Genomic DNA, 13,354 nt, shown 5'->3' on the forward strand with positions numbered 1-13,354 from the left:
AGCCCGCAGGCCCAGGGGCCGGGGTACGGGGGCCAGAGGTCCGGGGGCCAGAGGTCCGGGGGCCAGAGGTCCGGGGCCTACGGCACTACCCCGCCGTCACCTCCTCCAACACCTCCCTGAGCACCCGTGCCGCCCGTTCCACGTCCCCGAAGCCCACGTACAACGGAGTGAAGCCGAAGCGGAGGATGTCGGGACGGCGGAAGTCCCCCACCACCCCGCGCGCGACCAGCCGCTTCATCACGTCCCCGGCGGCGGCGCAGCGCAGGGCGACCTGGCTGCCCCGCTCCTCGTGGGCCACCGGCGTCAGGGACTCCACCAGACCCGCGGGAACGTACGCCGCGACGCACTCCAGGAAGAAGTCGCTCAGGGCGAGGGACTTGGCGCGCACAGCCGCCACCGACACCCCGTCCCAGACGTCCAGCGCGGCCTCCAGCGCCAGCATGGACAGGATGTCCGGGGTGCCCACGCGCCCGCGCCGGGCCCCCGGCGCCGCCTCGTAGTCGGGGCGCATGCCGAAGGGCTCGGCGTGGGAGTTCCAGCCGGGCAGCGGGGAGTCGAAACGGTCCTGGTGGCAGCGGCGCACATACAGGTACGCGGGTGCGCCCGGACCGCCGTTCAGGTACTTGTACGTGCAGCCGACCGCCAGGTCCACGCCGTGCTCGTCCAGCCCCACCGGCAGCGCGCCCGCGCTGTGGCACAGGTCCCAGACCGCCACCGCGCCCGCCGCGTGCACCGCCGCCGTGAGCGAGGGCAGGTCGTGCAGGCGGCCGGTGCGGTAGTCGACGTGGTTCAGCAGCACCGCCGCCGTACGGTCGCTCACTGCCGCCGGTACCTCGGCGGGGGCCACCGGGCGAAGGGTGTGGCCGGTCAGCCGGGCCGCCGACTCGGCGATGTAACCGTCCGTGGGGAACGTCGTCGCGTCGACCAAGATCTCGTCCCGGGCCCCGTCCCGAATCTCGTCCCGGCCCTCCCCCACCGGCCCCACCGGCCCCGCCCGCCCCACCAGCCGCACGGCGCCCACCAGTGCCTTGAACACGTTGACGCTCGTCGAGTCGCCCACCACGATCTGCCCCGGCGCCGCGCCGACCAGCGGAGCGATCCGGTCGCCGATCCGCTCGGGCGCCGTCCACCAGCCGCTCTCGTCCCAGGAGCGGATGCGCAGTTCGCCCCACTGCCGGCGCACCACGTCGGAGATCCGGTCGGCCACGTGCACGGGCAGCGCGCCCAGCGAGTTGCCGTCCAGGTACACGGCGTCACCGGAGCCGTCAGGGTTGTCGGGGTCATCAGAGTTGTCGGGGGTGTCCAGGACGAAACGGGAGCGCAGCGGGGCCAGCTCGTCCGTCGCGTCCAACTGCCGTGCGGTGACGGCCGGTTCGCCGCGCGTCCGGATGGTGGCCGGTCCGGTGGTGTCAGACATGGGACCTCGCCGTCCACAGCTCGGGGAACACGTTGTTCTGTGCGCGCTTCTCCAGCCAGGCGACCCCGGCCGAGCCGCCCGTGCCGGTCTTGGCGCCCATCGCGCGCCGGGTCGCGACCAGGTGGTCGTTGCGCCAGCGCCAGACCAGCTCGGCCACGTCCGTCAACGCCTCGCCGAGGCGCGCGAGTTCGCCGTGCTGGTCGCCGGAGTAGACCGCCGTCCAGGCCGCCTCGACGGCCGCCGAGGGCTCGTGGCGCCGGGACACGTCCCGCCCCAGGACCTCGGAGGGGATCGCGTGGCCGCGGCGCGCGAGGAGCCGTACCACCTCGTCGTACAGGCTCGGCTCGTGCAGGGCCTTCTCCAGCTCGGCGTGGACGCGCGGCGCGCCCCGGTGCGGGACCAGCATCGACGCGGACTTCTCGCCGAGCAGGAACTCCATCCGCCGGTACATCGCCGACTGGAAGCCGGAGCCCTCGCCGAGCGCGGAGCGGTACGAGTTGAACTGGGCCGGGGTGAGCGCGGCGAGCGGCTTCCAGGAGGCGTTCAGCGCCTCCAGCTCGCGTACGGACCGCTTCAGCGCGTCGATCGCGTCCGGCACCCGGTCCTCGCGCAGCGCCCGTGCCGCCGTCTCCCACTCGTGCACGACGACCGTGAACCACAGTTCCATCACCTGGGTGGTGACCAGGAAGACCATCTCGCCGGGATCGTCGGAGAGGGTGTGCTGGAGATGGGTGAGCACGTCCGCCCTGACGTAGTCCTCGTACGGCGTCGTGCCCGCGAAGTCGAGATGCGGGGTCTCGGGCTCAGCGGCCTCGGGAAGGGGGTGAGCCGGTTGGGACATCGCTGTCTCCTGCTGTACTCCGGGTAGCGGTCCGCCCCTGCCGATGCCGACACGGGGGCCCCGGTCCCCACCCGCATCCTCCGCAATCACCCGGGCCCCGGCAAGCCCGGACCGCCCACCGGCCCGCCCCGCCCGCCGCCGGTGGCACACTGCATCCATGACGACCCACACGAACCTGCTCGGCGGCCCCGACCCGACGTACCTCCCCGAGAACGCGGAGGCCGCCCGGCTGCTGGACGAGGAATCCCTGTCGCCCGCCGAGGTCGCCGCGCAGCACCCGACGTTCTCGCGGGCGTGGGCGGCGCTCGCGGAGGAGGCGTTCTCGGCGGGCCGGGTCATCGAGTCGTACGCCTACGCCCGTACCGGTTACCACCGCGGACTCGACGCCCTGCGGCGCAACGGCTGGAAGGGCCACGGCCCGGTCCCCTGGAGCCACGGCCCCAACCAGGGTTTCCTGCGCTGCCTGGCCGCGCTGGCGCGTGCGGCGGGGGCCATCGACGAGAAGGAAGAATACGAACGCTGCCGCCAGTTCCTGCGTGACAGCGACCCCGCGGCCTACGCGGAACTCCTCGCCTGACCTCCGTCCACGACCACAGCGAGCGACAACCACGGCCACGGCCACCCGCCACCGCCGCGACCTACCGCCGCGACCCACGGCCCGGGACCCGGACCGTACTCCCGGACCCGAGCCGGAGCCCCCGCCCCGGGCCTGCTCCGGACTCGGGTTCGCCCCCGTTACGCGGGGCGGCCCCGTCACCCGGGTTCGGCCCCGTCACTCGGATTCGCCCCCGTCACCCGGTTCGCCCCTCCGTTTCAGGCGCGGCATCGCCCTCAGCGCGGGTCCCGGCCGCGCTTCCCGGTGTCCAGGGGAGGTGACGTGATGTTCCCGTGGGTACGGCACTCCGGGACGTTGCAGTCCGGGGCCGGGCGGCGCACCGCAGCGAAGGCCAGCACCCCGCCCAGCACCAGGACGCCCGCGCACCACGGCATCGCCCGCCGGAACGCCGCGTCGAAGGCGTCCGCGGAGCGGTAGGCGTCCGGCCCCATCCCGGCCAGCAGCGGCAGCGCGGCCACCGCGATCAGCCCGGCGGCACGGGCCGCCGCGTTGTTGATGCCGCTGGCCAGACCCGCCCGCTCGGTGTCCACGGAGGCGAGCACCGTGGCGGTGAGCGGGGCGACCAGGATGACCATGCCGGCGCCCATGACCAGGAGCGCGGGCAGTACGTCCGTGAGGTAGTCGGCCTTCTTGCCCACCCGCAGTATCAGCAGCATTGCCGCCGCGCAGAGCAACGGCCCGACGGTGAGCGGGATGCGCGGCCCGATGCGGTCGGCCAGCGCGCCCGATCGGGCCGAGAACAGCAGCATCAGAACGGTGGTCGGCAGCAGCGCCGTACCGGCCTGGAGGGGCGAGTAGCCCGCGACGACCTGGAGTTGCAGCGCGGTCAGGAAGAAGAAGCCGCCGAACGCCGCGTAGACGCACATCGTGACCAGGTTGACCACGGTGAACTGGCGGGACGCGAAGATGTCGAGCGGCATCATCGGGTCGGGGCGGTGCTTCTCGACGTACCCGAAGGCGACCGCGGCCGCGACCCCGGCGACCGCGGTGACGGCGACGACGGCCGAACCCTGTCCGGCCTCGATCAGGGCGTACGTCACCAGCGCCAGGGCGAGGGCCCCGAGGGCCGCGCCCAGCACGTCGAAACCGCCGTGGGCTCCCTCCGCCTGCGCCCCCGTACCCGCTCTGCCGCCCCCGGCCCCGGCCGCGGCTCCGTGCGGCCGGAACTCGCGTCCGCCGGACTCGGGCACGTGCCGTACGGCGATGGGGGCGCACACCAGCGCCACCGGCACGTTGATCAGGAACACCCAGCGCCAGCCGGGGCCGTCCACCAGCCAGCCGCCCAGGAACGGGCCGACGGCCGCCCCGATGCCCCCGAACCCCGACCACAGGCCGACCGCCTTGGCCCGGTCGTCGGGGTGGAAGGACGCCTGGATGAGCGCGAGGGAGCCGGGGGTGAGCAGCGCGCCGCCGACGCCCTGGAGGGCGCGGGCGCCGACGAGGACGCCGGCGGTCGGGGCGACGCCGCACAGCAGGGAGGCGGCCGCGAACCAGACGACCCCGATCACGAAGATCCGGCGGCGGCCGTAGCGGTCGCCCAGCGCACCGCCGAGCAGGATCAGCCCGGCCAGCGTGACCAGGTAGGCGTTGACCGTCCACTGGAGGGCTGCCAGGTCCACGTTCAGGTCGCGGCCGATGCGTGGCAGGGCCACGTTGACGACGGTCGAGTCCAGCAGGGCCATGCTGGAGCCGAGCACGGTGGTGAGCAGGATCCACTTGCCCTGGGGCGAGGCGAGCCGGACGTCGGGCATGCCCCAGGTATACCCGGATACAGCGCGAGCCCGACCCTGGGCGGGCCGGGCTCGCTGAAATCCCTCGTACGGTACGTACCGCGGGCGGGCGGAGCTACTTGATCTTCGTGCCGGCCGAGCGCAGGTTCTGGGTCGCCTCGACGACGCGCCGGGCCATCGACGCCTCGGCCAGCTTGCCCCAGGTGCGCGGGTCGTACGTCTTCTTGGAGCCGACCTCGCCGTCGACCTTCAGGACGCCGTCGTAGTTCTTGAACATGTGGTCGACGACCGGACGGGTGAAGGCGTACTGGGTGTCCGTGTCGATGTTCATCTTGACCACGCCGTTCTCCAGCGCGGTCGCGATCTCCTGCTCGGTGGAGCCGGAGCCGCCGTGGAAGACGAAGTCGAACGGGGACGGCTTGTTGTACTTGGCGGCGACGCCGTCGTTCAGCTCCTTCAGCAGCTCGGGACGGAGCACCACGTTGCCCGGCTTGTACACGCCGTGCACGTTGCCGAAGGAGGCGGCCAGCAGGTAGCGGCCCTTCTCGCCGAGGCCGAGCGCCTCCGCGGTGCGGATCGCGTCGTCGACCGTGGTGTACAGGGAGTCGTTGATCTCGTGCGAGACGCCGTCCTCCTCGCCGCCGGTCGGGGTGATCTCCACCTCAAGGATGATCCTGGCGGCGTGGGCGCGCGCCAGCAGTTCCTGCGCGATGGCCAGGTTGTCGGCGAGGGTCTCGGCGGAGCCGTCCCACATGTGGGACTGGAACAGCGGGTTCTGCCCGGCCTTCACGCGCTCCTCGGAGATCGCGATCAGCGGACGGACGTACCCGTCGAGCTTGTCCTTCGGGCAGTGGTCGGTGTGCAGGGCGACCGTCACCGGGTACTTCTCGGCGATGATGTGCGCGTACTCGGCCAGGGCGACCGCGCCGGTCACCATGTCCTTGCTGTACTGGCCGCCCAGGAACTCGGCGCCACCCGTGGAGATCTGGATGATGCCGTCGCTCTCCGCCTCGGCGAAGCCGCGCAGAGCCGCGTTCAGGGTCTGGCTGGAGGTGACGTTGATGGCCGGGTAGGCGAACTTGCCTGCCTTCGCCCGGTCGAGCATCTCGTTGTAGACCTCGGGGGTTGCGATGGGCATCTGTCCGCTCCTTGAGTGTGCGGGTCGGCGATCTGCGTACTACGGCCCTGACCTAGACCTTGGGGGTGACGTCGTCGTCGTCCCCATCTTTCCAGACATGGGCCCGTGCTCGGCTCCCCCGGCGGCACGGCGCCCCGGGGTGCGGTCGACGCCGTGCGTCAGTCGAGTCCCAACTCGTCCTTCGAATAGGCGAAGAGGTACGGGACGCCCGCGCCCTCCTGGATCTTCTCGGCGGCGCCGGTCGCCCGGTCCACGATCGTCGCGACGGCGACGACCTCGGCACCGGCCTCGCGCACGGCCTCCACCGCGGTGAGCGGCGAGCCGCCGGTGGTGGAGGTGTCCTCGACGACCAGCACGCGGCGGCCCTTGATCTCCGGGCCCTCGACGCGCCGCTGCATGCCGTGCGCCTTGGCGGCCTTCCGTACGACGAACGCGTCCAGCCGACGGCCGCGCGCGGCGGCGGCGTGCAGCAGTGCGGTGGCGACCGGGTCGGCACCCATGGTCAGCCCGCCCACGGCGTCGAAGTCGAGGTCCGCGGTCAGGTCCAGCAGCACCTGCCCGACCAGCGGCGCGGCCTCGCCGTCGAGGGTGACGCGGCGCAGGTCGATGTAGTACTCCGCCTCCAGGCCCGACGAGAGCGTCACCGTGCCGTGCACCACGGCCTTGTCCTTGATCTGCTGCAGCAGCGCGCCGCGTACGTCCGTCATGCCGCCCAGCTTAGAGGCGGCGCCGAGGCCGGTCAGAGGCGGCGCCAGCGCCAGGCGGCCGTGGCCTCCAGCGGCTCCAGCGGCGTGACCAGGCGGGGCAGGGTGTTGAGCCCGTTGGGCGGGCCGGTCTGCGGCTCGACGCAGACGGCGGCCTCCTGTTCGTCGTAGACGACCGCCCACTGCTCGCGGCTGGTCACCGTCAGCTCCAGCTGTCCGGGCCAGGTGAGGGTGACGTCCACGCCGTCGGGCATGCCGAAGCAGTCGTCCCAGGGGCCGGGCCGGGGCTCGATCCGGTTGCCGGTGGGCAGGTGGTCGGCGCCGCGTTCCTCCTGCCAGGCGGGCGTGAAGCCGAGCCGTACGTCCTCGCCGCCCAGGTTCCGGTTGAACCACGGGTGCCAGCCGACCTGCGCCGGGAAGGACGAGCCGTACGTCTCGACGGACAGCGTGAGGGTCAGGCTGTCCTCGGTCAGGGCGACGACCTGGGTGACGCGGCCGGGGTAGGGCCACGGCTCGACCAGGTCGTAGGTGATGACGGCCTCGTCGGCCAGGACGCGGGCGGTGCGCCAGGCGCCGTCGCGGGCGGTGCCGTGGATGGCGTGCGGCGGGGAGTTGAGCGGCATCTGGTGCGCGGTGGCGCCGTTCAGGAAACGGCCGTCCCTGATCCGTCCGCACCAGGGAACCATCGGGAAACAGCCGTAGCGGTCGCCCTGCCGGAGCAGCTCGGTACCGGCGATCCGGAGCCCGGCGACCCGCCCGCCGTTGTCCGGCCGCAGGCTCACCTCCGCGTCGCCCGCGGTCAGCGTGATGGGTTCGTTACTCACGGGACGACCCTACTGGGGCGGTACGGGAGAACGGCAGCACCCCCGGGACCCTTCTGACGGATCCCCAGCACCCCCGGGGCCCTTCTGACGGATCCCCGGAAGGACCTCAGCGACGTCTGCGCAGCGCCCTGCCGACCACGATCGCCGAGGCGAGGGCGAGGGCCGCCGCGGGGGCGGCCCAGCGCAGCGCGGAGTTCGCGGCGACCGTCTCCGGGACCGGTACGGGGGCGTAGCGCCCGCGCGGCGGGGCGTGGTCCACCTCCTCCGCGCTGCGGCCGATCATGGTCCGTCGTGCGTGCGCCGCCTCGGCGGGCAGGCCGCCGACGGGCGCGACACCCGCCGGGCCGCCACGGACCCCTTCCCCGGCGCCTTCCCCGGCGCCTGCCGCGGCCCCTTCCCCGGCCACGGCCCCTTGCTCGTCCTCGGCCTCGTCCTCGTCCCCGGCCTCGTCCGCCGCGTCGGGAGCCGGCGAGGGCGGCGGCACCTCGGTCTCGAAGACGGACGCCGGCGCGTCGTCCTCGGAGCCCGCCTCCGAGTCCGCCTCGGAATCCGCCTTGGAACCACGGGCGTCCGCCCCCGGAACCCCGGCGTCCGCCCCGGAACCCGACTCGGCGCCCTCTGTCCGCCCGGTGTCCGCCGTCCCCTCGGCCGCGTCGGCCGCCCGGGTCCCGGCCGCAGGCCCGACGGAGTCCTCCGGCGCGCGGCCGGGGGTGTTCTCCGGCGCCGCGGCCAGGGCCTCCACGCTGCGGCTCAGCAGCCGGACCGCCGCCGAACCCACCGCGTCCGCGGGCAGTTCGGCGACCCGTCCGTCCGCGGCGGCCGTGCCCTCCACGGTGACGGCGGTGCCGCCGTCGGCGTCGCGGAGGCGAAGGACGAGGGCGAGCTTGACCTGGCCGGTGCCGCGCGCCTCGGTCGCCTCACCCGTCACCTCGTAGGAACCGTCGTCCCGCGCCGAGACGCGCAGCGATCCCCGGTAGGTGATGGAGTGGCCACCGATGCGCACCTTCAGCCGCCCCGCGACCGGTTCGGCACCGGCGTCCTGCTGGAGCCCGGGAACCGCCCGGGCGATGCGCGCGGGCTCGGCGAGCGCCTGCCGCAGCCGCTCGGCCGGAACCGGAACGAAGACCTCATGCTCCATGTCGGCTGAGCCTACCCACGAGCGGCCGGTACGTACCCCCCTGTGGGCCGCCCGGTCGTCATTCCCCCCGGACCGCCGGTCGTCAGTACCGCGGATGCACCAGCGTGGAGGCCGGCACGCCGGTGATCCGGGTGCCGGCCGCCGCCCGAACGTCCGCGGCGAGCGACTGCGGGGTCAGGGTGCGCAGCCGCGGCCCCGCCGGGTCCAGCCGCAGCGGCGGCGCGGCGGAGCCGGGCGCGGCCAGCACGAATCCCCAGTCGTGCGGGGTGCGGGAGGCGCCCGCGGAGCGGTCCGGGCCCGCCTTGAACCCGGGGTCGTGGCCGAGCACCCGGTAGGGCGCGGTGCCGAACCCCGCCGCGCGCATCGTCGCCTCCACCGTCCAGAAGACCCGCGGCCGGGCGGCCACCGGTCCGGCGTGCACCACGAGCCGGCCGTGCTCGGCCAGCACCCGCCGGGTCAGACCGTAGAACTCCTCGGAGTAGAGCTTCGTACTGGCCGTGATGCCGGGGTCCGGCAGATCCGCGATCACGACGTCGTACGTGCCGGTGGGCGCCCCGCGCAGCCAGCCGAAGGCGTCGTCGGTGGTGACGTGGACGCGGGCGTCGCCGTAGGCGTGGCCGTTGAGGGCGGACAGCCCCGGGTCGCGGCGGGCCAGCCGGAGCAGGCCCGCGTCGAGTTCGACGACGTCGATCCGGCGCACGCCCGGGTGGCGCAGCGCCTCCCGGGCGGCCAGTCCGTCCCCGCCGCCGAGGATGAGCACGCGCGCGTGCGGGCCGGTCATCGCGGGGTGGACCAGCGCCTCGTGGTAGCGGCCCTCGTCCCGGCCGCCGACGCGCAGCCGGCCGTCGAGGTACAGATCGAGGGGGTGGCCGCGGGTACCGCCGGTGAGGACCACCTCCTGGACGTCGGTCTGGAGGGCCACGCGTACGTCGCCGTCGTACACCGCCTGCCGGGCGAGCCGTTCGAAGTCGTCCACGAGGACGGCGGCGGAGGCGAGCAGGCCGAGGACGGCGATGTTGGCGAGCAGCAGCACCCAGCGGGGCCGGCGGCCGAGGTCGCGGCGGAACAGGCCGAGGACCAGGGCGCCGCCCGCGACGGCGTTGACCGCGCCGGTGAGCAGCGCGCCGGTCAACTGGCCGAGGAACGGCAGGAGCAGGAAGGGGAAGGCGAGGCCGCCGACGAGCGCGCCGACGTAGTCCGCCGCGAACAGGTCGGCGACCGCGCCGCCCGGGTCCTGCCGCCGGATGCGCTGGATCAGCTCCATCAGCAGCGGCACCTCGGCGCCGATCAGCAGGCCGATGGCGAGCGAGAAGGCGACCAGCAGACAGCGGGGGCCGCTGGCCCACAGGCCGCCCCAGTCGCCGGTCCAGGCGAACAGGGCGTACAACGCCATCGCGCTGCATCCGCCGACCAGCGCGAGGCCCGCCTCGATGGCACCGAAGGCGGCGGCCGCGTGCCGGCGCAGCCGCTTCGCGGCGAGCGAGCCGAGGCCCATCGCGAAGACCATGACGGACAGCACGACGGAAGCCTGGGTGACCGAGTCTCCGATCAAGTACGAGGCGAGGGCGACCAGTTCGAGTTCGTAGACGAGTCCGCAGGCGGCGCAGACGAAGACGCCCGCGAGGACCAGGAACCGTCCGGTCCCGGGCCGGACGGACAGCCGCGCGGGTCCGCTCCGGAGCGGCGGGACACCGGGAGGGGCGGGAGCGTGCGGTTCGATCACTCTGCGACGTTACGTCACATGAAGGGCACGCTTCGTCACCCACACGTGTGGAACTGCCCCGGATGACGCGCGAGGCGTTTATCCCGCCACAACACTGTCGGCGCCCTGCCCGCCCGCGCCGAAGGCCGTCCGCACGGCATCGCGTTCCAGCGGCCGACGGCGGCTCCCGCCGACTACATCACGCCCCGGATCCCGTTCCAGATGACGTTCCGGATCGCGTCCCGGATCCCGTTCCGGATGACGTTCCGGATCCCGTTCCGACAGACGGCGTCGCGGTCCATCCAGGCTGCACGGCGGCCCATACGGGCCGTACGGCGGTCCATACGGGCCGTACGGCGGTCCATACGGGCCGTACGGCGGTCCACACGGGCCGTACGGCGGTCCACACGGGCCGTACGGCGGTCCACACGGGCCGTACGGCGCTCTATCCGGGCTGCACGGCGGGCACCCGCACGCCCACCCGTGTCCGCGTGGCCACCAACTGGCCGTCCTGCGGGTACGCGTGCCAGGTGCGCCAGTGCACCTGGCCCTCGTGGTACTGGGCGAGCATCGCCGTGAAGGCGTGGGGGCTGCCGGGGAAGACACCGGCGAGACCGTGGGGATGGTCGGAGACCAGGGCCAGCAACTCCTGGGCCCGGCCCGCGAAGGACCCCGGCGGCAGGAACTCCACGCGGGCGGCGAACTCGTATTCCCAGTCGCCGACGCGCTTGGCGACGCCCAGCGGCAACGGCGTTCTGGACCCCGGGATGCACGCCACCGTCTCCGAGCAGCCGCCCCGCTCCTCCTCCAGGAGTACCTGGTGGGAGGCGCCGAGCAGTCTCAACTGGAGTTTCGCACGGGCCAGTTCGAGATCGAGGGTGGCGAGGGCGGGAAGCGGCTCGCGTCCCAGCGCCCAGGCGAGGTCGGCCGCGCGCGTGTCGGTATAGGAGGTGTTCAGGGTCGTGAGCATGGATCGGCTCCGCTAAGCACGCAAAGATGAAGAGGGAGTGTGGTCCGGCACGCCACGGTCGACACCGGGAGATCGGCCACATCAGCCCGGTCGGCGGCCCAGCCAGCCCAGCCAAGGAGCGGGGTGTCTGCCGGACGTCCGAGGGGCTGCGTTGGTGATTTCGAGGGAATCACGAACTGTGCTGCCGCCACAGCGTTTTTACCCAACTTAGTCGGGTTTCCATCCCTCAGAGGGCTCCACAGCTCACCTGTTCAAGCAAAGCGTGCGCCCAGCGCACGTTTTGCGCGGCTGGGCGCCCGTCGGAAGCCTTCGTCCGACAGGCGCCCCTGCGCGGGCGAGGGTGAGGTGGATGATGCCCGGTGAAGCTCAGCTGCCCCGTGTCAGCTGCCTCCGCCGCATCCGCCGCCGCACGACGACCCGCCGCCACAGGACGAGCCGCCGCCACAGGAGTGTCCGCCGTGCCCGCCGTGCCCGCCGCCGGAGGACGAGCCGCACGACGAACCGCCCGCGTCACCCGCCCACCAGCTGCCGCCGGACGCGGACGAAGAAGACGAAGAAGACGAAGCCGAGGAACGGGACGAACGGGATGCCCGCCCCCGGCCGCTCATCACGTACGCGCCCTTCTTGCGCCTGCGTGCGCCCTTCGCCACAGACCCGATGACCAGGATCACGATCACCGCCAGGATGATGCCGAAGACCATGGCGCCACCCTCCTTCCATTCCCCCGAAGCGACCCCCCGTGGGCGCCTCTCGTGGTGCGTGACTGCCGTGTGCACGGGGGATGCCCCACCCTCTCCCGGGCCAAAGCAGAGTTGAGGAACTCCAGAGCTTCGGCGCAGGATGACCGGCATGACCTCCACCGCACGCCCACTGCTCAACCGCCGGCTCGCCGAGTTCGGGACGACGATCTTCGCCGAGATGTCCGCGCTGGCGGTGCGGACCGGGTCGATCAACCTGGGTCAGGGCTTCCCGGACACGGACGGCCCCGAGGAGGTGCGGGAGGCGGCCGTACGGGCACTGCGCGAGGGGCGCGGCAACCAGTACCCGCCCGGCTCCGGCGTTCCCGAACTGCGCACCGCCATCGCCGGCCACCAGTTGCGCTTCCACGGCCTGAGCTTCGATCCGGACACCGAGGTCCTGGTCACCGCGGGTGCCACCGAGGCCATCGCCGCCGCGATGCTCGCCCTGCTGGAGCCGGGCGACGAGGTCGTCGCGTTCGAGCCGTACTACGACTCGTACGCGGCGAGCATCGCGCTGGCGGGCGGCACCCGGGTGCCGGTGACGCTACGGCCGCACGAGGGCGGCTTCCACCTGGACCTGGACGAACTGCGCGCCGCGGTGACGGACCGCACCCGGCTACTGCTGGTCAACACCCCGCACAACCCGACGGGGGCCGTGCTCACCCGTGAGGAGCTGGCCGCGATCGCCGCGCTGGCGGTGGAACGGGACCTGCTGGTGGTGACGGACGAGGTGTACGAGCACCTGGTCTTCGACGGCGCGGAACACCTGCCGCTGGCCGCGTTCCCCGGCATGCGCGAACGCACGGTCACCATCGGCTCCGCCGGGAAGACCTTCTCGTTCACGGGCTGGAAGGTCGGCTGGGTGACGGCGACGCCCGAGCTGGTGGGCGCCGTGCGCGCGGTGAAGCAGTTCCTGACGTACGTGTCCTCGGGGCCCTTCCAGTACGCGGTCGCGGAGGCCCTCGCCCTGCCGGACGCGTACTTCGAGACGTTCCGCCGCGACATGCAGACCAAGCGGGACATCCTCGCGACGGGCCTGACGGAGGCGGGCTTCGAGGTCTACGACACCGCCGGCACGTACTTCATCACCACCGACATCCGCCCCCTCGGCGAGACCGACGGCTTCGCGTTCTGCCGTTCGCTGCCGGAACGGGCGGGCGTCGTCGCCATCCCGAACGCGGTCTTCTACGACCACCGGGACGCGGGGGCGCCGTTCGTGCGGTTCGCGTTCTGCAAGCGGGTGGAGGTGCTGAAGGAGGCGGCGAAGCGGCTGCGGCAGCTGTCGTAGCCGGTCAGCCATCGTGGTGCAGTCGCCGTAGTCCTTGCGTGCGGAAGAGGTCGAGACGTCTTCGAAGCTTGAGCGCTTGCCTTCCCGGCGGGCGTCCTCGCGGAGGATCGCCGGATCGAGGGCGGAGTTCTCGTCGGCAGGGAACGTCGGCAGGGAACGTCGGCAGGGAACGTCGGCAGGGAAGTGGACGCAGACGTCCACGCCCCGAACAGAGGTGACTGCGAACGGCCCGCTCGTCCCCGCCGT

General features: G+C 73.1%; 11 protein-coding genes. 2 read left to right on the forward strand and 9 right to left on the reverse strand.

All coding sequences use genetic code 11. The annotated features are described in order from the left end of the window. Window positions 1-85: 85 nt before the first annotated feature. Together kynU and ACFC09_RS08195 are read right to left on the reverse strand one after the other, a co-directional pair. Window positions 86-1,417: a kynureninase gene (gene kynU, locus ACFC09_RS08190; RefSeq protein ID WP_376524938.1), complete on the reverse strand. Its 1,332-nt coding sequence runs from the start codon at window positions 1,415-1,417 to the stop codon at window positions 86-88. Further along, window positions 1,410-2,258, reverse strand: a complete 849-nt coding sequence (locus tag ACFC09_RS08195; RefSeq protein ID WP_376524939.1) for a tryptophan 2,3-dioxygenase family protein — start codon at window positions 2,256-2,258, stop codon at window positions 1,410-1,412. Before ACFC09_RS08195 ends, kynU begins: the two co-directional genes overlap by 8 nt. 157 nt (window positions 2,259-2,415) lie before the next feature. Between ACFC09_RS08195 and ACFC09_RS08200 the strand changes: the two genes are divergently transcribed. Beyond that, complete coding sequence (locus tag ACFC09_RS08200; RefSeq protein ID WP_376524940.1) at window positions 2,416-2,835, forward strand: DUF3151 domain-containing protein; 420 nt, start codon at window positions 2,416-2,418, stop codon at window positions 2,833-2,835. A 254-nt stretch (window positions 2,836-3,089) separates the two neighbouring features. On the opposite strand, the gene ACFC09_RS08205 is transcribed toward ACFC09_RS08200, so the two are convergent. The 7 genes from ACFC09_RS08205 to ACFC09_RS08235 form a co-directional block, all read right to left on the reverse strand. Next, window positions 3,090-4,625, reverse strand: coding sequence for an MFS transporter (locus ACFC09_RS08205; RefSeq protein WP_376524942.1), 1,536 nt, complete (start codon window positions 4,623-4,625; stop codon window positions 3,090-3,092). A gap of 94 nt (window positions 4,626-4,719) precedes the next feature. Continuing rightward, entirely contained in the window at window positions 4,720-5,742 is a 1,023-nt protein-coding gene (fbaA, locus tag ACFC09_RS08210) for a class II fructose-bisphosphate aldolase (RefSeq protein ID WP_376524944.1), read from the reverse strand. 158 nt (window positions 5,743-5,900) lie between these two features. Then, the gene (pyrE, locus tag ACFC09_RS08215) at window positions 5,901-6,449 is read right to left on the reverse strand and encodes an orotate phosphoribosyltransferase (protein ID WP_376524947.1); all 549 of its coding nucleotides are present in this window, start codon (window positions 6,447-6,449) and stop codon (window positions 5,901-5,903) included. 32 nt (window positions 6,450-6,481) lie between these two features. Further along, a complete protein-coding gene (locus ACFC09_RS08220) occupies window positions 6,482-7,270 on the reverse strand; it encodes an aldose 1-epimerase (protein ID WP_376524949.1) in 789 nt (262 codons plus the stop codon). Window positions 7,271-7,376: 106 nt separating this feature from the next. Continuing rightward, a complete protein-coding gene (locus tag ACFC09_RS08225; protein WP_376524951.1) occupies window positions 7,377-8,408 on the reverse strand; it encodes an SRPBCC domain-containing protein in 1,032 nt (343 codons plus the stop codon). Between the two features lie 82 nt (window positions 8,409-8,490). Further along, window positions 8,491-10,131, reverse strand: coding sequence for a polyamine aminopropyltransferase (locus ACFC09_RS08230; RefSeq protein WP_376524953.1), 1,641 nt, complete (start codon window positions 10,129-10,131; stop codon window positions 8,491-8,493). A 424-nt stretch (window positions 10,132-10,555) separates the two neighbouring features. After that, window positions 10,556-11,080 (reverse strand): DUF2617 family protein, encoded by a 525-nt coding sequence (locus ACFC09_RS08235; RefSeq protein WP_376524954.1) that lies wholly within the window; start codon window positions 11,078-11,080, stop codon window positions 10,556-10,558. A gap of 840 nt (window positions 11,081-11,920) precedes the next feature. Here ACFC09_RS08235 and ACFC09_RS08240 point away from each other — a divergent pair. Further along, window positions 11,921-13,108 carry a pyridoxal phosphate-dependent aminotransferase gene (locus tag ACFC09_RS08240; protein WP_376524956.1) on the forward strand — a complete coding sequence of 396 codons (1,188 nt, stop codon included), beginning with the start codon at window positions 11,921-11,923 and terminating at the stop codon, window positions 13,106-13,108. Window positions 13,109-13,354 lie beyond the last annotated feature (246 nt).

Origin of the sequence: Streptomyces sp. NPDC056161, assembly GCF_042268025.1 — a bacterium.
Classification (GTDB): Bacteria; Actinomycetota; Actinomycetes; order Streptomycetales; family Streptomycetaceae; genus Streptomyces.